The organism is Glutamicibacter sp. M10, from assembly GCF_025452055.1.
Lineage (GTDB): Bacteria > Actinomycetota > Actinomycetes > Actinomycetales > Micrococcaceae > Glutamicibacter.
Window position 1 is genome coordinate 1,517,097 of record NZ_CP104918.1, and the last position, 21,131, is coordinate 1,538,227.

General features: G+C 55.3%; 18 protein-coding genes and 2 pseudogenes. 15 read left to right on the top strand and 5 right to left on the bottom strand.

Going from position 1 to position 21,131, the window contains the following annotated elements:
• Positions 1 to 54 precede the first annotated feature (54 nt).
• The 3 genes and pseudogenes from N6V40_RS07440 to N6V40_RS07450 all read right to left on the bottom strand — a co-directional run bounded on the left by N6V40_RS07440 (position 55) and on the right by N6V40_RS07450 (position 3,239).
• Complete coding sequence (locus tag N6V40_RS07440; protein ID WP_262199560.1) at positions 55 to 666, bottom strand: GrpB family protein; 612 nt, start codon at positions 664 to 666, stop codon at positions 55 to 57.
• Positions 588 to 1,067: a GNAT family N-acetyltransferase gene (locus N6V40_RS07445; protein WP_262199561.1), complete on the bottom strand. Its 480-nt coding sequence runs from the start codon at positions 1,065 to 1,067 to the stop codon at positions 588 to 590. Before N6V40_RS07445 ends, N6V40_RS07440 begins: the two co-directional genes overlap by 79 nt.
• Positions 1,068 to 1,087: 20 nt before the next feature.
• Positions 1,088 to 3,239 (bottom strand): annotated as a pseudogene (locus N6V40_RS07450) (S9 family peptidase).
• 200 nt (positions 3,240 to 3,439) lie between these two features.
• Here N6V40_RS07450 and N6V40_RS07455 point away from each other — a divergent pair.
• From N6V40_RS07455 to N6V40_RS07495, 9 genes are all read left to right on the top strand, one after another.
• The gene (locus tag N6V40_RS07455; RefSeq protein WP_396268538.1) at positions 3,440 to 4,906 is read left to right on the top strand and encodes an amino acid ABC transporter substrate-binding protein/permease; all 1,467 of its coding nucleotides are present in this window, start codon (positions 3,440 to 3,442) and stop codon (positions 4,904 to 4,906) included.
• Between the two features lie 26 nt (positions 4,907 to 4,932).
• Positions 4,933 to 5,658 (top strand): amino acid ABC transporter ATP-binding protein, encoded by a 726-nt coding sequence (locus N6V40_RS07460; RefSeq protein ID WP_262199707.1) that lies wholly within the window; start codon positions 4,933 to 4,935, stop codon positions 5,656 to 5,658.
• Positions 5,659 to 5,859: 201 nt separating this feature from the next.
• Positions 5,860 to 6,309: a DoxX family protein gene (locus tag N6V40_RS07465; protein WP_262199562.1), complete on the top strand. Its 450-nt coding sequence runs from the start codon at positions 5,860 to 5,862 to the stop codon at positions 6,307 to 6,309.
• A 141-nt stretch (positions 6,310 to 6,450) separates the two neighbouring features.
• Entirely contained in the window at positions 6,451 to 7,437 is a 987-nt protein-coding gene (gene paaA / locus N6V40_RS07470; RefSeq protein ID WP_131088862.1) for a 1,2-phenylacetyl-CoA epoxidase subunit PaaA, read from the top strand.
• Position 7,438: 1 nt separating this feature from the next.
• Positions 7,439 to 7,729, top strand: a complete 291-nt coding sequence (gene paaB, locus N6V40_RS07475; RefSeq protein ID WP_131088861.1) for a 1,2-phenylacetyl-CoA epoxidase subunit PaaB — start codon at positions 7,439 to 7,441, stop codon at positions 7,727 to 7,729.
• The gene (gene paaC / locus N6V40_RS07480) at positions 7,726 to 8,586 is read left to right on the top strand and encodes a 1,2-phenylacetyl-CoA epoxidase subunit PaaC (protein WP_131088860.1); all 861 of its coding nucleotides are present in this window, start codon (positions 7,726 to 7,728) and stop codon (positions 8,584 to 8,586) included. The genes paaB and paaC overlap by 4 nt, the downstream gene beginning before the upstream one ends.
• A gap of 31 nt (positions 8,587 to 8,617) precedes the next feature.
• Positions 8,618 to 9,115: a 1,2-phenylacetyl-CoA epoxidase subunit PaaD gene (gene paaD, locus N6V40_RS07485; protein ID WP_262199563.1), complete on the top strand. Its 498-nt coding sequence runs from the start codon at positions 8,618 to 8,620 to the stop codon at positions 9,113 to 9,115.
• Complete coding sequence (gene paaE / locus N6V40_RS07490) at positions 9,112 to 10,272, top strand: 1,2-phenylacetyl-CoA epoxidase subunit PaaE (RefSeq protein ID WP_262199564.1); 1,161 nt, start codon at positions 9,112 to 9,114, stop codon at positions 10,270 to 10,272. The genes paaD and paaE overlap by 4 nt, the downstream gene beginning before the upstream one ends.
• Before the next feature lie 18 nt (positions 10,273 to 10,290).
• Positions 10,291 to 11,076: an enoyl-CoA hydratase/isomerase family protein gene (locus tag N6V40_RS07495; RefSeq protein ID WP_262199565.1), complete on the top strand. Its 786-nt coding sequence runs from the start codon at positions 10,291 to 10,293 to the stop codon at positions 11,074 to 11,076.
• Positions 11,077 to 11,173: 97 nt separating this feature from the next.
• On the opposite strand, the gene N6V40_RS07500 is transcribed toward N6V40_RS07495, so the two are convergent.
• Entirely contained in the window at positions 11,174 to 11,626 is a 453-nt protein-coding gene (locus N6V40_RS07500) for an Lrp/AsnC family transcriptional regulator (RefSeq protein ID WP_131088856.1), read from the bottom strand.
• A gap of 225 nt (positions 11,627 to 11,851) precedes the next feature.
• On the opposite strand from N6V40_RS07500, the gene pdhA reads away from it, so the two are divergent.
• From pdhA to N6V40_RS07520, 4 genes are all read left to right on the top strand, one after another.
• Complete coding sequence (pdhA, locus tag N6V40_RS07505) at positions 11,852 to 13,015, top strand: pyruvate dehydrogenase (acetyl-transferring) E1 component subunit alpha (protein ID WP_262199566.1); 1,164 nt, start codon at positions 11,852 to 11,854, stop codon at positions 13,013 to 13,015.
• A 1-nt stretch (position 13,016) separates the two neighbouring features.
• Positions 13,017 to 14,099 carry an alpha-ketoacid dehydrogenase subunit beta gene (locus N6V40_RS07510; protein WP_262199567.1) on the top strand — a complete coding sequence of 361 codons (1,083 nt, stop codon included), beginning with the start codon at positions 13,017 to 13,019 and terminating at the stop codon, positions 14,097 to 14,099.
• The gene (locus N6V40_RS07515) at positions 14,100 to 15,539 is read left to right on the top strand and encodes a dihydrolipoamide acetyltransferase family protein (protein ID WP_262199568.1); all 1,440 of its coding nucleotides are present in this window, start codon (positions 14,100 to 14,102) and stop codon (positions 15,537 to 15,539) included. It begins immediately after the preceding gene.
• A 254-nt stretch (positions 15,540 to 15,793) separates the two neighbouring features.
• Positions 15,794 to 16,807 carry a hypothetical protein gene (locus N6V40_RS07520; protein WP_262199569.1) on the top strand — a complete coding sequence of 338 codons (1,014 nt, stop codon included), beginning with the start codon at positions 15,794 to 15,796 and terminating at the stop codon, positions 16,805 to 16,807.
• 32 nt (positions 16,808 to 16,839) lie between these two features.
• Here N6V40_RS07520 and N6V40_RS07525 read toward each other — a convergent pair whose 3' ends face one another.
• A complete protein-coding gene (locus N6V40_RS07525; RefSeq protein ID WP_131088851.1) occupies positions 16,840 to 17,703 on the bottom strand; it encodes a phosphatase PAP2 family protein in 864 nt (287 codons plus the stop codon).
• An 80-nt stretch (positions 17,704 to 17,783) separates the two neighbouring features.
• Between N6V40_RS07525 and N6V40_RS07530 the strand changes: the two genes are divergently transcribed.
• Together N6V40_RS07530 and N6V40_RS07535 are read left to right on the top strand one after the other, a co-directional pair.
• Positions 17,784 to 18,779, top strand: a complete 996-nt coding sequence (locus N6V40_RS07530) for an o-succinylbenzoate synthase (protein ID WP_131088850.1) — start codon at positions 17,784 to 17,786, stop codon at positions 18,777 to 18,779.
• A 123-nt stretch (positions 18,780 to 18,902) separates the two neighbouring features.
• Positions 18,903 to 21,004 (top strand): annotated as a pseudogene (locus tag N6V40_RS07535) (PhoX family protein).
• The last annotated feature ends 127 nt before the right edge of the window (positions 21,005 to 21,131 follow it).

A 21,131-nucleotide genomic window follows, 5' to 3' on the forward strand; every position in this document is an offset into this window, starting at 1 on the left:
GTCAAGTTTTTGAACAGTTGGGTATCCCGTATTGCGCCAGAGGGCGAGAGGAAACTAGTCGGTGAAAATGCGACGGTGTAAATCAAGGATGAAGGGTTCCTTGATTCGGTTGTAGTCCATGACCAGAGCATCTTCACCATCGGTAGCCGCGATCTGTGCAGCGGCCTGTCGCTTCACCGCGGCGTAGGCATCACGGTCAACACTGTTGTGTCGCAGATGTTCACGGAAAATCATCATTCGCAGGTATTCAGGACTGCCTGCGGAAAAGATGTGAATGTTGGCATCCGACAGCCCAGACTCAATCGACGGTTTAAACATGCGGTGCGCGTACCAGCCTGGTTCCCGGTGCCAGAACACTAAGCCTGCCTGTTGCAACGCCGCCACATACGTACTTTCATCGTTGGCATCAGGCACCAACAAGGTGATATCGATGATCGGCTTGGCTGGCAGTCCAACTACCGAAGTAGAACCGGTATGTTCCACAGCTAAGGCAAGCGGCCCCAACGCCGAGGAAATAAGGGCAGCGAGGTTCGCGAAGTCGCTGGCCCAATGAGCTTGGGGTTCTTCGATGCGAATGTTTCCGCGCGTCAGTTGGCCACCAACCGCCTCATAACCCGGGTCTTCTTCGGGCTGAGATCGCAGTAGCGGGGGTACGGCAAGGTGCACAAATATCTTGTGGTGCCGGGCCAACGCCAATCTTCGGCTGACTTGGAAATCATACAGCCGATGGCACCGTAAAACTCGATGGCATCCTTATCGGTGGTCGCCCAAATGCTTTTGCCGTGGCGCTTTCGCAGTGCCTTCAGCAAACCATGTGCCAAGCCCTGTTGCTGGTGTTCGGGTAAGACGGCGAGGTATTCAAGGCACAACGAATACTTGTCACCATGCCGGTAGGCGGCCAAGGCGCAAATGTTCCCAGATTGAGTGAAACTGGCAAGAACATTCAGAGCTTGGCATTCGTCCAGTAGTTCTTCTAGGCCTTGTTCATCGGCAGGACTAGCGGCCAGCACCAGCAACCGACGCACCGCAGAGTCATCGCGGTAGTCGGTGATGCTGATGTGGCGCATGGCCGCTACTTGCTTCATGATCAGATTAGTTTGGTGCAACCCAAGGAATCTAAGGCAAAGGCGTAATCCCAGGCGCGAGACTTCCATGACTCGTATCGGCCCGAGGCGCCGCCATGGCCACCGTCCATTTCGGTTTTCAGCACGATCGGTGCCTCACCGGTGCCGACTTCACGAAGCTTGGCAACCCACTTCGCTGGCTCAACGTACAGCACACGGGTGTCGTTCAGCGAAGTAACCGCGGCAATCTTTGGGTAGGCCTGAGCAGTGACGTTTTCATACGGAGAATACGACTTCATGTAGTCATAGACTTCTTTGCTTTCAATCGGATTACCCCACTCTTCCCACTCCAAAGCAGAGAGTGGAAGATCTGGATCAAGGATTGATGTCAGTGCGTCAACAAACGGCACCTGAGCAATGATCGCGGTGTACAGCTGCGGAGTCATATTGGCGATAGCACCCATAAGAAGTCCACCGGCGGAGCCGCCAAGGGCGACAATGCGCTGCGGGTCAGCAAGGCCGGAATCAATGACGTGCTTAGTTGAATCAACAAAGTCCGTAAAGGTGTTCTTCTTGTGAAGCTTCTTGCCCTTCAAGTACCAATCGCGACCCAACTCGCCACCGCCACGCACGTGAACGATCACAAAGATGACTCCGCGATCCAAAACGCTCAACCGCGGGATGCCAAAGCCTGGGTCCATGGAAGCCTCATAGGAGCCGTACCCGTAGATCAGCACCGGCTGCGGTACGGAGGTATCCAGATCGACACGACGCATGACGGTCAAAGGAATCTTGGTTCCGTCAGCGGCGGTAGCCCAATCCCGAGTGGAGACATACTTGCTCGGGTCATAGTCATTGACCGGCGTCTGCTTGCGTAGAACCAAGCTCTGATCTTCTAGCCACAGGTCGTAAACCCGGGCAGGGGTGAAGTCAGCGGTGTAACTGATGCGGATCAGCGGTGCATCAAGTTCAGCAAAAGTCGGGGAGGCGGTGAACAACTCGTCTTCAAATTCAGGTTCGATCGGTGCTGCTTGCGCCGCGGTTCCCAACCCTTCCAGGGCCAGAAGCTGCACGCGTTCGCAGGTGTCACGACGTACCGAGAGGATCACGTGGGAACCGGTGAGGATCGTACCTTCAATCTTCACCGTGTCCTCATGAGCAACAACGCTCTGCCACTGCTCTGGAGACGTGTCTTTACCAAGCTGATCAATGTTTGCCAAAGACACCATATTGTTCGGTGCCTGGTAGTCGTGGGTGATCAGTGCTTGGCCGGCGGCTGGCATCAAGTCGATGCCGTGTAACAAGCCCAGATCACGGGGGACCAGCAAGGTGACAGCGGCGTTGCTGTCGGTCAGATCCAGCATGCTGGTTTCCGAGTACTCAGAGTTGCCGCTGGAAATCATCAGGACTTTGCGGTCTGGGCTCAGATCAAAACCAAGCCACATGCCCGGGTCGTTTTCTTCAAAGATCAGCTGGTCTTCGGCTGCATCGGTGCCTAAACGGTGTGCGCGAATCTGGTTAGGACGCCACGTTTCATCAACCACCGTGTAGAAAACGGTGGAGGAATCAGGGAGAAAGCTAAGCCGTAAAAGACGCCTTCGATAACGTCCGGCAAGAGCTGACCGGTCTTGAGGTCCTTGATGTAAAGGGTGAAGCGTTCATCTCCTGCATTATCAACGCAGTAGGCCAGTAGATTCCCTTCTTCATTCAGCGCCATGCCACCGAGGGAGAAGAAGGGTTGACCTTCAGCCAGTGCATTGCCGTCAAGCAAGACTTCTTCGGCCGGCAAGCTCTGTTCTGCATCAATTACTGGGGAGTCCAGTCGGCTACTGGATCCGAAGTATCGGTGGCCTTAACGCGGCACTGCACGGTGTAAGGCTTGCCCTCGGCTGAGCGGGTGAAGTACCACCAACCGCGGCGGCGAACCGGTACAGACAAGTCGGTTTCTACGGTGCGTGCCTTGATCTCGTTAAACAGGTCATCGCGCAGTGGCTGCTGGGCGGCGGTGACTGCGTCGGTGTAGTCGTTTTCAGCCTTGAGATGGTTGATCACTTCAGGGCTGGTCTTCTCCCTGAGCCACTCGTAGTTATCGATGAAATCATCACCATGGAAGCTGCGGGTGGTAGGGCGCTTGGCCGCGACCGGAGGAGTGTTATTCAACGATGCATCAGTCATACCCCTATTCAATCTCACGCGCACCACTTGTGGGCACTGGCTATGCTCAGCGCGGACAGAAGATCGTTGCCGGGTTTGGATCTCTGAGCACAATAGGCGCCAAAGCTTCCGGCTAGACTCTAATGCGCCTAGGCTTGCAGGAATAGGATCATGTCTGCAGCTCGGGCCACTCGCCCTTTAGTTTGAGAAAGCGATCATCAGTGGAAAAGAAACAGAGAGTTGCCCGGCACGGGCGCCTGCAACGATGGATTGCCGCGGCAGCCATCGGTTTGATGGCGTTGGTTGTTGGTGCGCCTTCGGCCATGGCCCAAGGCAACGAAAAAGTTGACGGTCAAACATACGTCATTGGTACCGACACCACCTTCGCCCCCTTTGAATTCCGTCAGGATGGCGAACTGACTGGTATCGATATGGACATCTTGCAGCAAATTGCTGATGACCAAGGATTTAAGGTTGAAGTCAGGTCCCTTGGCTTCAGTGCCGCTTTGGCTGCCCTTTCATCAAATCAGGTGGATGGCGTCATCGCAGGTATGTCGATCACCGATGAACGTAAAGAAATCTATGACTTCTCGGAGCCATATTTTGAGTCCGGTGTACAGATGGCTGTCGCCAAGAACAAAGACGACGTCAAGACTTATGAGGACCTCAAGGGCAAAACCGTTGTCGCCAAGACTGGTTCTGAGGGTGAAACCTACGCCAAGTCCATCGCTAAAAAATATGGGTTTACGGTCAAGTCCCTAGACCAGTCCGCGACCATGTATGAATCGGTGAAGTCAGGTTCCGCTGTAGCGGTATTTGATGACTACCCGGTGCTGGCCTACGGCATTGCTCAGGGTAACGGTCTGAAGACCGTGACCGACAAGGTGCCCGGTGGCTCCTACGGTTTCGCAGTTAATAAGGGTGAGAACACCGCCCTGTTGGCAGCCTTCAACGATGGTCTTGCAGAGCTAAAGGCCAACGGCGAGTACCAGAAGATTCTGGACAAGTACCTTTCTGATCCCAGCGCTTCGACTCCGGATAATTTCTTTGATCTAGTGGCCAAGTCCTTCCCGGCCTTGATGTCCGGTTTGTGGCACACCCTGTTGGTCACCGCGATCTCCTTCGCCATTGCTATGGTGCTTGGTCTGTTCTTCGGCTTCTTGAAGCTCTCGGGCAACATCGTGCTTCGCGGGATTGCCTCGACCTTCGTCAATATCTTCCGCGGAACCCCGCTGCTGCTCTGGGCCTTCATGTTCTACTTCGGTCTGCCACAGCTGACCGGTTGGGAAGTCTCAGTCTGGACCGCAGGTGTGCTGACCTTGTCGCTGAACGCTGGCGCCTATGTTGCTGAAATCGTTCGCGGTGGTATCCAGTCGGTGGATCCAGGCCAGCTTGAAGCTTCTCGCTCCTTGGGTCTGGGCTACGGCAAGTCGATGCAGAAGGTTGTTGTTCCTCAGGCTTTCAAGATGATGACTCCATCGTTGATCAACCAGTTGATCATCAGCCTGAAAGACTCCTCGTTGCTGTTGGCTATTGGCTTTGGCGAACTGCTCTACCAAGGTCAGCAGATTTACGCAGCGAACTTCCGCGTGACCGAAACCCTGCTCATCGTGGGTGTCATTTACTTCATCGCCATCATGGCCCTGACAAAGTTGGCTAACTACGCCGATCGGAGGTTCAACAAGTGAGCGCCGTAACCGAGCAGAGCTCCCAGATGAAAATCCAGGTCCAAGACCTGCATAAGTCTTTCGGTTCAAACAATGTTCTTAAGGGCATTGATCTTGATATTCGTGAAGGTGAAGTGGTGTGTGTCATCGGGCCTTCGGGTTCCGGTAAGTCCACACTGCTGCGTTGCCTGAACAAGCTGGAAGAGATTACTTCTGGCAAGGTGATTGTTGACGGTTTTGATGTCACCGATCCAAAGGTGGATATCAATGAGGTTCGCCGTCTTGTGGGCATGGTGTTCCAGCACTTTAACCTCTTCCCGCACATGACCGTCGCCGAGAACATCATGCTTGCTCCAGTGGAGCTGAAGAAGATGGACAAGGCCCAGGCACGCGAACGTGCGCTGGAACTTCTGGAACGTGTAGGGCTCAAGGACAAGGCCAACGCCCGTCCGGCATCCCTGTCAGGTGGACAGAAGCAGCGTGTAGCTATTGCTCGTGCGCTGGCCATGGCTCCAGGAATCATGCTCTTTGACGAGGCCACCAGTGCTCTTGACCCTGAGATGGTCGGCGAGGTGCTCCAGGTTATTAAGGAGTTGGCTGACTCGGGCATGACCATGGTCTTGGTAACCCACGAGATGGGCTTCGCCCGCGAGGTGGGTGACCGAGTGATCTTCATGGCTGACGGTGTGGTTTGTGAGCAGGGTGAGCCAGAGCAACTCTTTGGTAATCCGCAGCAGGAACGTACTCGTGACTTCCTTTCGAAGGTGCTCTAGTACGAAGTTCTAAAGCCAACGGATAAGGGCCGCGCTTCCTGCCCCAGCATCACGCTGGGGTGGGGAACGCGGCTTTTTCGTGATGAAGGTAACCGGAGTAAAACATCTAAGTGCTTGAAGCTTCAACTTGATCCGAATAGTGTTGAACGGGAAATCGAGCAGGAGACCCCTGACCGGCTGACGTTTCCGAGGAGCTAGATCATGAACAATCTGGAAAATAATCCCCGCCTACTTGCCGCTGCGCAGGCCATTTTGCGCCTTGTTATCGGATTCCTATTTGCCGCCCACGGTTGGCAAAAGTTCTCCCAGTTCACCATTGATGGCACCACCGCCAGCTTCGCTCAGATGGGCGTTCCTGCCGCAAGCTTGGTTGCCCCAGTGGTAGCAACCTTGGAACTGGTGGGAGGCATCGCCCTGATCTTGGGCATTGCAACCCGAATTTTCGGCGCACTGTTGGCGCTGGATATGATCGGCGCGTTGGTTCTAACTCACGCACAGAACGGCGTTTTTGTTGCCAATGGTGGTTATGAGCTCGTGCTGGCCCTGGCTGCCGGCGCCGTCGCGCTGGCCTTGATGGGACCAGGTCGCTGGGCCATTGATCACTTGCTGTTTGGCCGTAAGTGCGGAAAGCGTGCCGCGGTCAACGCCTAGATTTGTAGCTTCAATCAAAACCCCAAGGAGTGATCCTTGGGGTTTTGTTGTACCCGCGGAGCTTTTGTTGACGTGACCGAGAGCACTCTGACATACTGAACGAACGGTCAGTATGTAATTTGTTTTCGAAGAGGTGAACCCATGGCCCCGAGTGCGCCGCAGGAACCGGGACTCAGTGCTGTCCCGAGCTACGAAGAAGAACAATCACAAGCTCGCTTTGATGCGTTGATTGATCGGGACGCTCGCGTTGAACCACGTGACTGGATGCCTGAGCCTTACCGCAAAACTTTGACTCGACAGGTCTCCCAGCATGCCCACTCAGAAATCATTGGCATGCAGCCTGAAGCTAACTGGATTACTCGTGCTCCGTCGCTGAAGCGCAAGTCCATCTTGATGGCTAAGGTTCAGGATGAAGCCGGGCACGGACTGTACCTCTACTCGGCTGCCGAGACCCTAGGCACCAGCCGCGACGAGCTCAACGATCAGCTCTTGACCGGTCGCGCCAAGTACTCCTCGATCTTCAACTACCCAGCACGTTCATGGGCGGACATGGGTGCTATCGGCTGGCTAGTCGACGGAGCAGCCATCGCCAACCAAGTCCCACTATGCCGTGCATCCTATGGTCCTTATGGACGTGCCATGGTGCGTATCTGCAAGGAAGAGTCCTTCCACCAGCGCCAAGGATTTGAGATCCTGCTGGCACTCTCGCGCGGCACCGAAGCTCAAAAGAAAATGGCTCAAGATGCCATCAACCGCTTCTATGAGCCATCGCTGATGATGTTCGGCCCACCCGATGACCAGTCACCTAACTCCCAGCAGTCCATGGCCTGGAACATCAAACGATTCTCAAATGATGAGTTGCGCCAGCGCTTTGTCGGCATGATCGCCGAGCAGGTCAAGGTCCTTGGCATGACCCTTCCAGATCCAGAACTGCACTATGACGAAGTCAAAAAGCAGTGGATTCATAAGGATCTGAACTGGGATGAATTCATGAACGTCATCAAAGGCAACGGTCCAGCCAACTCCCAACGACTCGAACGTCGCCGCGAAGCACACCGAGAAGGCGCCTGGGTCCGCGAAGCCGCAACAGCCTACGCCGCAAAACAAGCACAAAGTGAGGTCGCCTAACATGAGCCAACAGAACAACTGGCCCCTGTGGGAAGTATTTGTCCGTTCCTCCCGCGGACTCTCGCACGTGCACGCAGGATCCTTACATGCCCCTGACGCGCAGATGGCCGTGCGTAACGCACGAGATCTATACACCCGACGCAATGAAGGCGTTTCCCTCTGGGTAGTGAAATCCAGCGACATCATTAGTTCTGATCCGGATGAGAAAGATTCCTTCTTTGAATCTCCGCAGGGCAAAGACTATCGACATGCCACGTACTACAAGGCCAGTGAAGGAGTGAAGCATCTGTGAAGCACGAAGAATTGGATGCTGCACTGGACAGCTTCGGCGACGCACTGGCTTCGGCCACCCGAGTCACCCCGGGAAACGCACTTCGTCCGGAAGACATTGCCGTAGACGGTGTAGCTCCCAGCGATGAAGTGGCACAGTACGCACTGACCTTGGGTGATGACTCGCTGATCTTGGCTCAGCGACTTGCCCACTGGATTTCGAGGGCCCCTGAGCTAGAAGAAGACGTAGCCCTGGGCAACATTGCCCTAGATATCCTCGGTCACGCCCGCTCATTTTTGACCTACGCCGGACTGGCCTGGGACAAGAGTGAAGATGATTTGGCGTACTGGCGTGAGGAAGAAGAATTCACTTCGCTATGGATCGTTGAGCAACCCAACGGGCACTTTGGTGTCACCATCATGCGACAGCTGATCGTCTCCATCTTCCAGCACCTGCTCTATCAAAAGCTGGTCAGCTCAGCTGACGAAACTTTAGCAGCTATCGCAGCCAAGGCTGTCAAAGAAGTGGATTACCACCGCGACCACGCCATTCAGTGGACCATCCGGTTGGGACAGGGAACCGAAGAGTCGGCCGAAAAAATGCGTCACGCTCTGGATATTCTCTGGCCCTACGTTGATGAAATGTTCCGCGATGAAGCGGTACACCAACGCCTAGAAGGTATCGCGGTGTTGCCCTCGACGCTTCGCGACGCATGGCAAGAAGAGATCACGGCAGTTCTAACCGACGCGGGTCTGCAGATTCCTTCCACCGGCCAAGCCATGGTCTATGGACGACGAGGTGAGCACTCTGAGCATCTTGGCTACGTGCTGGCCGAGATGCAGGTACTTGCACGTAAGCATCCCGGCGCCAGCTGGTAACGACAAATAATGCCCGAGAGGGGGAGCAGTCTTGAATAAGCTGATCGCTGACACCAACGAGCTGTTCGCCATCGCCGCGAAGGTTCATGATCCGGAGATACCTGTGCTGTCCATTGTGGACCTTGGGATTCTGCGCGAGGTCACCGCCGCCGAAGACGGCACAGTACAGGTAGTGATCACCCCGACCTATTCTGGATGCCCGGCTATGGACGTGATCAGTGAAGACCTGTATTCGGCCTATAGTGACGCCGGATATCATCAGGTCCAGATCAAGCTGGTGCTGAGCCCTGCCTGGTCCACGGACTGGATGAGCGAAGATGGCAAACGAAAACTCGAAGAGTATGGGATCGCTCCTCCTACCGGCCAAGGCCACGCCGGGCGAATCACCCTGGGTATGAGTGTGAAATGTCCTCGGTGCCATTCGTTGAATACCCGTGAGCTAGCCCGCTTTGCCTCCACTTCATGTAAAGCGCTCTACACCTGCAAAGACTGTTTAGAGCCCTTCGACTACTTCAAGGTACTTTCATGACCGATCTACAAACTTCGGCTCGACGCAGAGCCGCTTTTCACCGACTCACCGTTTCGAATGTGCGTCGCCTGACCAAAGACGCCATTGAAGTCACCTTCGCTATCCCTGAAGAACTCAGCGAAGAATATGACTATGTCGCCGGACAGTACGTGGCCCTTCGCAAGAAGCTGCCCAACGCCGAGGGCGAATTGGTGGAACTGCGCCGTTCTTACTCAATTTGCGCCGCGCCCACCGGGGATGAAATCAAGGTAGCTATCAAGCGTGACCTTGGTGGTTTGTTCTCCACCTGGGCCAACGAGGAACTTGCCGCAGGTGAGCAGATTGACGTGATGAGTCCTGCCGGTGCCTTCATTTCCAAGCACCGACTCACTGAGATTAATGATCCTTCAAAGATCAACACCACCACACAAGATCGCTTTGTTGCAGTGGCTGCCGGCTCAGGGATCACCCCGGTACTAGCAATCGCTCGTACGATCCTGGAAGCCAACGAGCACAGCCGCTTTGATCTGATTTACGCGAACAAAGCCGCCATGGATGTTATGTTCCTTGAAGAGCTGGCAGACCTCAAAGACCGGTACCCATCACGCATGGCACTGCACCACGTGCTGAGTCGTGAACAGCGCATTTCACCGTTACTCTCTGGTCGTATCGACGCAGAAAAGCTAAGCTCCTTGCTCACCAATGTGGTGCAAGCACCCAGTGTGGACGAGTGGTTCCTATGCGGACCATTCGAACTGGTCCAGCTGGTCAGAGACCAACTGACTGCGCTAGGAGTACCAGCGCAGAAGGTTCGTTTTGAACTATTTACCACCGGTGAACCATCCAAGCCGCAAGGCCATATTGGCCGACCCGTGGTGGTGGACGAGAATGAGGAAAGCTACGAGATCAGCTTCAACCTCGATGGCCTCAAAGGCGAAGTTACCTCGCCGGTGCGAGCCAACGAAACCGTGTTAAACGCTGCTCTGCGTGTTCGCCAAGATGTCCCGTTCGCCTGTGCTGGCGGAGTCTGCGGAACCTGCCGTGCCAAGGTGACCTGCGGATCAGTGACCATGGCTGAAAACTATGCGCTGGAGCCAGAAGAAGTTGAAGCCGGTTACGTGCTCACCTGCCAATCACATCCGACCAGCGAAAAACTGGCCGTCGATTTTGACGCTTAGGAAAGCAAGGAATCACTCATGATCGAATTGACGATTGCCGATTCAATTGCCCGAGTTCTGCTTAATGCTCCACAGAAAATGAACTCCCTTGATGTAGCTGCCCTAGACGAGTTGTCGCTCGCCTACGACCAGGCTGCTGCTGGCGTGGCCGATGGCAGTGTTCGGGCGTTGGTGCTGACCGGCGCTGGCCGTGGCTTCTGTGCCGGAAGAGATATTTCTGCAGTGAACCCTGCCGATGATGATGTCATTGGGTATTTGGATGGCAAAGTGCAGCCACTCTTAGAGAAGATGTCGAATTTTCCGGCGCCGACCTTCGCCTTGGTTCAGGGTGCGTGTCTGGGTGTTGGTCTGGGCTTGGCCATCGCTACGGACGTTGTGTACGTGGCAGAGAACGCAAAAATTGGTTCACCGTTTGCCAATCTGGGAGCAACATTGGATTCGGGTGGGCATTGGCTTTTCACCGAGCGACTCGGAGCGCACCGCACCCTGGACATGATCTATACCGCTGAACTGATTTCCGGGGCAGAAGCCGTGAAATCCGGATTATTTTCGCGTGCTTTCCCGTCAGAGGACTTGGTGGAACGCGGCGAAGAGCTGATTGGCAAAGTGGCCCAAGGGGCAACGCAGGCGTTTGTTGAGTCAAAGCGACTGGTCCAAGAAATACGGGATCAGCGAGTTGGACTCTGGGCTTCAATGAAAACTGAAAACCGTGCGCAGGCAGCCTTGTGCGATACGCCTGACTACGCCGAAGGGTTCAAGTCCTTCCAAGACAAACGCCCGCCGGTCTTTTATGGGAAGAAATAAAACCCGTGGCAAGCCAGTGACTTGATCCGCTTGAAACTGCCTGCCTGTTCCATGGCTTTGGGAGACCGAAGTTTTGGTACAGGCGGGCAGTTTGTCTTTATCGGGTGTCTGTATCCTCAAAAATCAGGTGCGTTTGGGTATCAAGCACCGTCGGCAGTGCCTGTAATTCTTCGAAGACCACACGACGCAGGTCCAAATTGTCTGTTGCTCGCACCAGCAGGATCACATCAAAATTTCCACCCACGAGGCCAATATGTTGGACCTCAGGGATTGAAGCTAGGTGGTCGCGTAGTTCGCGCCACGAATGCTGACGAAGTTTGAGGGTGACGTAGGCGCTGGCTTTTAGGCCGGCCTTCACCGGGTCGATGACCGCCGTGTAACGAGTGATAACTCCAGCATCTTGCAGCTTGGCGATGCGCGAATAGGCGTGGGCACGAGACACGTGAACCTTCTGCGCAACCGTGGTTACTGACTGGCGACCATCCTTGGTGAGCTCGGCCAAGATGGCGCGGTCAACCTCGTCAAGTTTTAGCTCCACTTCCGCGGCCATGATTCTCCTTTTCAATGTGTCTGACGTCTCTCGATCAAACACATTTTATTGAAACGTTTCGTCCACAAGTATACGTATCTGCATCTCAACTTTCCACGATTCTCCGGCTGAGTGGATACAGAATGCAATCAATACGCATAATTAGTTGCAAATGATGTTTAGGTGAACTGAGTCATAGGGCGTGCGCCTAGAGGGCTGAGTCACAGAAGAGAAAGGTGGGAGAACATGAGCGCGGACGCATCCTCAGCTCGCATCTCTGAAGTCAGCAAAAAGTTCGGCATTACCCCCGAGGACTACATGTTGCCAGCGCGGCACATGATCAACTTGCTGAATCCAGATGGATCACTCCGTCCGGACAATGAGCAGGGTACCGAACCAGGTCACGAATATCCGCTGCCAAGTCCTGCTCGGCTCATGGAAGCCTATGCCGCACTGGTCACCGGACGTCGAGTCAACGACCAAAACTCCGCCCTGGTCCGCCAGGGCCGAATGGCTGTTTACCCATCAAGCCACGGGCAAGAAGCCTGCCAAATTGCTGCCGCGCTCTGCCTAGATGACAACGACTGGCTCTTCCCAACCTATCGGGACACTGTAGCCGTGCTAACCAAGGGCGTTGCCCCGATGGAAGTCATGACTAGCTTCCGAGGCGAGTGGCACTGTGGTTACGACCCGAAGGCCTACAAATGCGCGCCCATGTCAACGCCATTGACCACTCAGCTACTGCACGCAGTGGGCGTTGCTCACGCCGCCAAGCTGCGCGGTGAAAACACGGTTGTTGTGGCCATGTGTGGCGACGGAGCTACTAGTGAAGGCGACTTCCACGAAGCACTGAACTTTGCTGCGGTCTTCAACCTGCCGGTCATCTTCTTTGTACAAAACAACAAGTACGCCATCTCTGTCCCACTCTCACATCAGAGCGCCGCACCATCGCTGGCCCACAAGGCAGTGGGTTACGGCATGGCCGGTGAGCGGGTAGACGGCAATGACCTGATGGCACTGATGGCCATCATGACCCGAGCAGTACGCATGGCCCGCGAAGGCAACGGCCCACTGCTCATTGAGGCTCACACCTACCGCATGCAGGCGCACACCAACGCTGACGACGACAAGCGTTACCGCGAGGACTCCGAGGTTCAGGCCTGGATTGCCAAAGACCCAGTGACCCGCATGAAGACGTATCTGGAAGATGCCGGACTGCTCACCGAGGAGACCGTTGCCAAGATCTCCGAGGACGCCGAAGCGGTGGCCAAGACCTTGCGTGATGGCATGAATCAGGATGCCAACACCGATCCGCGCGAACTCTTTGAACATGTTTATTCCACCAAGAGCACTCAGCTCGCCGAACAGCAAGCATTGCTTGCTGACGAACTAGACCGCGAGGAGGCCTAGAATGACTGCCACTACTTCGCGCGTCAACCCGAACGTCAGTGCTGCCACCGCGCGTGCTGCCGCCAAAGCCGCTAATGAAAACCAGCCAGTGACCTTTGGTAAGGCACTGAATACGGCTCTCGCCGATGGCCTGGTGGCCGATAATTCAGTAGTCATTTTTGGTGAGGATGTCGGAACCCTTGGGGGAGTCTTCCGTATTTCCGATGGGCTCACCGCACGCTTCGGAGCTGACCGCTGCTTTGACACCCCACTGGCAGAATCTGGCATCGTCGGAATGGCTGTGGGCATGGCCATCAACGGTATGCGCCCAGTTATTGAAATGCAGTTTGATGCTTTCGCTTACCCCGCTTTTGAGCAGGTAGCCTCGCACGTGGCTAAGATGCGTAACCGCACCCAAGGCAAGCTCAGCCTGCCGATGGTCATTCGTATCCCTTATGCCGGAGGAGTTGGTGGTGTAGAGCACCACTGCGATTCGTCGGAAGGCTATTACGCTCACACTCCTGGACTGAAGGTGTTCACTCCGTCCTGTGTTGAGGACGCCTACCTGATGCTCCGCGAAGCCATTGATTCCGATGATCCGGTAGTTTTCTTTGAACCAAAGAAGCTCTACTGGTCTAAGGAACAGGTAGACCTTGAGCAGCTGGCACAGGAATACGAAGCAAAAAAGAGCGCAAAAAATGAAGGCCGAGCTCGTATTGCGCGTGCCGGTAGCGACGCCACGCTGATCACCTACGGCCCAAGTGTCTCCACCGCTTTGGCAGCAGCCAAGATGGCAGCTGAAGAAGGCCTCAACTTAGAAGTTATCGACGTGCGCAGCATCGTTCCGTTTGACGATGAGACCGTCTGTGCCTCGGTACGCAAAACTGGGCGAGCTATCGTGATTGCCGAAGCTCAGGGCTTCGCCTCAGTGGCTAGCGAAATTGTTGCCCGCGTCCAAGAAAGGTGCTTCCACTCTCTGGCAGCTCCAGTCTTGAGGGTCACCGGATTTGATATCCCATACCCGGCACCAACTTTGGAAAAATACCACCTGCCCAGCGCGGAACGAATTCTCGACGCCGTTGATCAACTCCAATGGGAGGCCTAAATGAGTATCAAGACTTTCCTATTACCTGACCTCGGCGAGGGACTGACCGAAGCAGAGCTGGTCCGATGGATTGTGGCTGCTGGCGACACTGTCGCCGTGGACCAACCCATCGCAGAAGTCGAAACCGCCAAGTCTTTGGTGGAGATTCCGTCTCCTTTTGAAGGCGTAGTCTCCACGCTGCACGGTGAAGCTGGCCAGATGATGCTGGTAGATGAGCCGTTCATCTCCGTGAACACCGGCGGCGAGGATGCACCGCAGACTGGGGAACCATCCGGCGAGCGCGCACAGTCCTATCGCGAAGAAGAACTTGCAGGAACACAGGCCCCTGCTGGTGAATCTGTTGACCCAAGTGGCGAGGCAGAGCAAGACGAAGAAGGCAGCGGCAATGTCCTCATCGGCTACGGCACTGGCTCAGCTCAGCGCAAAACAAGTCGGCGACGTAAGCATCGCGGGCTGGGCGCTAGTGGTGCATCAGCGACCAAGGCTTCTGCTGAAGCAGTTCGTGTAGTCAACCCGCTGGTTCGTAAGCTGGCCCGAGAGAATTCTCTGGACATTTCTACCGTGCAAGGCACCGGCCCTGAGGGTCTGATCCTGCGCACTGATGTGGAAGCTGCCGTTGCTGCCGCAGGTCAAGCGCCTACGACGACTGCTACCACTACGCAGCCAAGCACTTCGAGCACGGCCGCGAAGCCGGAAGTTTCGACAGGCACTGTGGATGCAGACTCACGTACCGGGTTGCCGGTAGCTTCTTCGCAGGTGCTCTCCGGGGTACGCAAGACCATTGCCAACGCCATGAGCACCTCTCGCCGTGAAATTCCCGAAGCGACCGTGTGGGTGGATGTAGATGTCACCAAACTGTTGAAGCTGCGCACCAAGATCAAGGAAGCCGATGGGCAGGCGCCTAGCGTCATGGCTTTGATTTCGCGTTTTGCCGTGGCAGCGCTGCAACGTTTCCCTGAACTGAACAGTCGCATTGATGTCGAGACTGATGGGGGATTGCGCCACACCGTATTTGATGGAGTGAATCTAGGATTTGCGGCTCAGACAGATCGTGGTTTGGTCGTGCCGAATGTACGGGACGCTCATAAGCTCAATGCCCAAGAGCTCTCTGCCGAGTTTGCTCGTTTGGCTACGGTTGCCCGCGAGGGCAAGGCCGGCGTGTCCGACTTGTCGGGTAGCACCTTCACGATCAACAACTACGGGGTCTTCAACGTTGATGGTTCGGCTGCCATTATTAATTACCCGGAGGCTGCGATCCTGGGGCTGGGGCGCATTATCGAGAAGCCATGGGTGGTCAACGGCAAACTTAAGGTCCGCTCGATCTGCGAGCTGACGCTCAGTTTTGATCACCGTGTCTGTGATGGTGGCACCGCTGCCGGGTTCTTGCGATTTGTTGCTGATGCAATGACGGATCCCAAGCGGGCCCTGGCGACGCTCTAGTAGTGCTGCGCTGTCACTGAACTACTCAGTTGCTGAGTGGCATCGATGATCCCTGTCGAACCCAAGTTGAAACGGGTTCGACGGGGATCATCCTTAATGCTGATATTTCAGTATTGATCGATCATTTAGTTCCATGTCAGATTAGTGTTGATAGCATGGAAATACATCTCCGCACCTTGTTGAAGTAGATGCGGCTGGTAAATGACTCCACCAACCACGGAGCCGATCAAGTGGATTATGGAAACGAGATGAAGATGACCAGGCATGCAGTGAAGAACCGTCCATGGGTATACCTGATCTTGATTCTTCCGGTCTTCATCGTGCTCGGCATTTACTTCCCGCTGGCTAATCAGCTGCCTGAGATCATCGCTACGCACTGGTCATCGACCTATCCTGACGAATTCACCCGCACTGCAGTATTTGTGCCAGTTGCCATTGGCCTGAGCATCCTAGGAACCGTCCTCGGTTTGAGCTCATTAGTTCAGCAGCGCAGGCCGGGCTTATTGTTGACGCTTCTCTTTGTTGGTTCACTAATTTCGTGGACCACGGTCGGAGTTTTTGTAGGCTCGGTGATACCAACAGCGCTCGCCGAAACACCAGAGACATCTGTCATCGGCATCTGGATGCTCCCCATGTTGCTCTGCACGCTGATAGCTCTCACTCCGCTGTGGATCTGCGGCGTCTACCAGTCGTATTCAAAGCAACTGCAAGCTCAACGACAAACACGTATCGACCAAGCTCAGGGAAGAACTGCGTCTACACCCCAGCCCGATGTGAGCGCTGGGGGCAAGAAATTTAGTGAAACGATGAAGGCCCCGTGGTGGATGCGGGCGCTCGGGATACTGATTGCTGGAGTAGGGCTATATATTCTCTTCGAATTCTTCGCCCGCCCGGGTGAAGTGAATTCGGCCGCCACCATTACCGGTCTAGTAACTTGCCTGGTCGTTAGTCCGCTAGTCCTAGGACTTTGTTTGATCCGAGTGACTATCACTGACCAACAGGTGCAGGTGGCCTCCGCAATCTTTGGGTTCCCCTTGCGCACCATCCAGCTGGTCGACATCCTGTCGGTGGCCAGTACCGAGATTGACCCAATGACGTGGGGCGGCTGGGGATGGCGCTTCTTTCCCGGTGGATCAGCGGTGGTCCTACGACGTTTTGAAGGCCTGGCCTTTGAGCTGAAGAATTCAACGCGATTTGCTGTGACGGTTCCGCACTCTGAACGTGGCGCCGAGAAACTCAATGCACTGCTGCAGAGGAATGATTCCTAAATACGGCCTTGCTGGTGACCCCGAGGAACCACTTATTGCGCAACGGTGCGCATTGGCCCCAGCACGACAGAACGTAACGCCAACCCTGTAACCAGTGATGCCGCGACGACATGTGCAATGCCCAAGACTGCGTAGGTCAGCTGTAAGGTCTCGGGAATCTTCTGAATGTGCGGGTGAGGTAAGAGGAAAGATAATCCGATGATGATGGCCCACACGATGATGCTGGTCGCGCCAACTCGTCTGGACCAGCCAGTCTTGCGCACTTCATGACTCAGCGGTTGAATCCGTTGTAATACAACGCTGGCGATAACCATCCAAAAAGCAGTGACCAGAAAACCAGCGGCGATGTCGCTCGGGCGGTGCCAACCACAGACTAGTGTTGCCACACCGGTGACTGTGGCAAAGAGCCAAACAATAGGCTGTATGACTGGGCGAAGTTTTGGTGGGGACATCAAATACATCAAGCCCATGGCCGCTGCCGCAGCAGTGGTGTGTCCCGAAGGGAATGAGTTTCCGGTCGTACCAAAATTGAAGTCCGGACGAATCAAGATTTCATGTTTGAGCAACTGCGTAGTGCCCAACGCTGCTGCCGCACCGAGAATCGCGACAATGGCCCTGATGAAACTTCGGTCTCTGATCACTCGATAGAGTAAGAAGATTCCGGCAACAACACCACAGATCACCGGAAGCAGATCCAAGAACTGGCGCACTGGATCCAGCAACTCGGTACGTGGCCACCACTGCGACCAAGCCATGAAGCTTGCTTGATCGGCCCATTGACCCGCGCGCAGCAGCACAAAGAAGACGTATTCCACGCAGAACAGGGCTATCAACAAGATGAGAGCCAACCACCACCGAATGTGGCGCGGGTGCGGAGCTGCTGAATGGCGGGGCATGCTTCTAGACTGTCACAATTACTGGTGCAAACGTCACCCAAAAAGACTGTAATTATGCCCACGCTCGCTAGGCTTAGTACATGAGCATTGAACTTCCACCGCTGGCAGAGCTGCTAGCAAACAGCCACGTTGTTCGCTTACCCATGCGAGTTAAATTCCGCGGAATCACCCAGCGCGAAGCACTGCTCATCAAAGGACCGGCCGGGTGGGGAGAATTCTCGGCCTTCCCTGAATATGGAGCCCACGAAGCCTCCCGCTGGCTCGCTGCCGGCATCGAAGCAGCCTACCAACCATTCCCGGAACCACTTCGCACTTTGATCCCCGTCAACGCAACTCTGCCGTCGGTCCCAGCCAGCGAGGTGGGTGCCGTACTTGAACGCTACGATGCACCACACACCATCAAAATCAAGGTGGCAGAACAGGGACAAGACTTGGACCAGGACTTGGCCCGGGTTGCCGAAGCCCGTCGGCTTTACCCTCACGCCGCTTTGCGAGTTGATGCAAATATGGGCTGGGACATTGAGCAAGCGGTCCATGCGCTCAAGGCCCTCAGTGAGTACGACCTGCAATATGCTGAACAGCCAGTACCGGGCATCACCGGTTTGGCTGAAGTTCGTGAGAAATTGCGCAATGCAGGCTTTGATTTGAAGATCGCTGCCGATGAAGCAGTACGCAAGCACACAGACCCGCTGGAAGTTTCTCGGCTGGGCGCAGCAGATCTCATGGTCATCAAGGCGCAGCCACTGGGTGGGATTCAGGCCGTACTGGATATTGCTAAGAAAGCTGAACTAGACGTCGTCGTTTCTAGCGCTCTGGACACCTCGGTAGGACTAGCTCAAGCGGCAGCTCTAGCCAGTGCGCTACCAGAACTGCCCTACGCCTGCGGATTATCTACCGGGACATTATTAGCCGATGACGTATGCGCGGATCCATTGCTGGCCAAAGCCGGCTACCTTCCGGTGCGTCGAATCGAAGCCGATGCCAAGAAACTTCAGGACCTACGCCCTGAAGCCTCGAAAGTTCAGTGGTGGCTACGCAGAGTTGAGCAATGTTATGAGCAGCTGGTGAATGCTTAGCCTGTAGCACCCATCTATTTCCCCGCAGTTAACTTACGCGTTGCATTTTGCACACTTCTGGGTGAAAACCTCATATCGAGTCGTTCCCCTGACAGCGAGCCCTAACTGAGGAAGTGATGGATCATGAATCCAACCCGTACCCTTTTGCCAATGCTAGGCCACACCCGTGGCGGACGTTCCGCAGCTACTTGCCACTTTAAGTGTGGAGATGCCTGCGTTAAGCCAGATTGCAATACCTCGTCCAACGGCTACTTCAAAGATATCGCCGATAAGGCAATGTCTCGCCGCAGCATCCTTGGCCTAGGCGCCGTCGGTGCATCGGCGCTAGTAGTTGGACCACAGTTCTTCGGTGCCTCTGATGCCACCGCCGCACCATTGGTGCCGCTAAAGAACGGTTCCGCCAAGGGCGGAAGCTGGCCTTTGACGCCATTGAGCCGGTGTCTCGTTCAGTAGATAACCTCACCGTTCCAGAAGGCTACGATTGGGCTCCGATCATCCGTTGGGGTGACCCGCTATTCAAGAACACCGCACAGTTTGACGCCACCAAGCAGAGTGCCAAGAAGCAGGCCGAACAGTTCGGTTACAACAACGATTACCTAGACATCATCGTTGATAAGTACTCGGGCCGCACCGGCGTGCTGGTAGCTAACCACGAATACACCAACGAAGACATGATGTTTGACGCTGCGTGGTTTGAAGCTAACAAGGACGAAGCTCGCCGCATCGCGATGAACGCTCACGGTTTCAGCGTTGTAGAAGTAAAGCGCAAGAAGCATGACAAGCAGTGGAGCTACGTCCAGGGCGGCGAACGTAACCGTCGCATCACCGCACAGACTGAATTCAAGGTAGATGGCCCTGCTGCTGGAGCCGATCTGCTCAAGACCGTTGCAGACCCAACCGGAACCAAGGTTCTGGGCACCCTGAATAACTGCTCCGGTGGTACCACCCCATGGGGCACCGTGCTTTCCGGTGAAGAAAACATTGACCAGTACTTCAAGGGCAAGGGCACTGCCGAAGAAGCACGCTACGGCATAGGCACCGCAGCCACCGAGCGCGGTTGGGAAGATACTGACCCACGCTTTGGCCTGAGCAACGAAGGCTATGAAAACGAAGCACACCGCTTCGGCTGGGTTATCGAAATTGACCCACAGGATCCAAAGTCCACTCCGGTAAAGCACACCAACTTGGGCCGCTTTAAGCATGAAGGTGCCAACGTGCGCATCGCCAAGAATGGTAAGGCTGTTGCCTACTCCGGTGATGACTCCCGCTTTGAGTACCTGTACAAGTTTGTCTCCAAGGGCACCTACTCCAAGCATGACCGCAAGAAGAACATGAGCCTGCTCTCCGACGGTGACCTCTACGTCGCAGAGTTCGCCGGCAACTCGCCAGCAAACGAAATTGACGGCAACGGCGAGCTACCAGCGGACGGCGCATTCGACGGCACCGGCACCTGGTTGCCATTGGTCAAGGGCGGCAAGTCGATGGTTGAAGGCATGAGCGTTGAAGAGGTTCTGGTTTATACCCGTCTGGCAGCAGATAAGCTCGGCGCCACCAAGATGGACCGCCCAGAAGACGTGGAGCCAAGCCCGCTGTCGGGAAAGCTGTACGTGGCACTGACCAACAACTCTGATCGTGGCAAGACCGGCAAGGAAGGCGCAACCGAGCCGAACCCTCGCATTTCCAACCGCGATGGACACATCATTGAACTGACCGAGGCAGGAAACGACGCCACCAGCACCAAGTTCACTTGGAACATTCTGCTGGTTGCAGGCGATCCGAAGGTCAACGGTTCAACGTACTTCTCTGGTTACCCTGCCGATAAGGTCTCACCAATTTCCTGCCCGGATAACCTGGCCTTCGATTCAAAGGGCAACTTGTGGATCTCCACCGACGGCGCACCAAGCACCATCGGCTACTCGGATGCACTGCACAAGGTCACCTTGACCGGCAAGGACCGTGGCCGCGTGGAACAGTTCCTGGCTGTCCCAACGGGCGCTGAAACCTGTGGCCCACTGATCCATGACAAAGACAACTCAGTCTTCGTCTCTGTGCAGCACCCGGGAGAAGGCGGCACCTTCGCCTCCCCAAGCTCGCTGTTCCCTGACTTCCTAGAGAACCCAGCCGCAGCAGGCGCAGGCCAGTTCTACGGCCCACGTCCAACCGTGGTTCAGGTCTTCAAAGCAGAGACTGAAAACCAGGGTAAGGGCAAAGGCAAAAACAAGTAGCCTTTCGGCCATCGTGTAATTAGACGCCGGTGAGATCTGTGAGTTTCGCAGATCTCACCGGCGTCTTGTTGCACCCTCACAGTCGGCGCGCGTACCAAGGCATAGACTTGGGGTAGTGCCTAAGCTG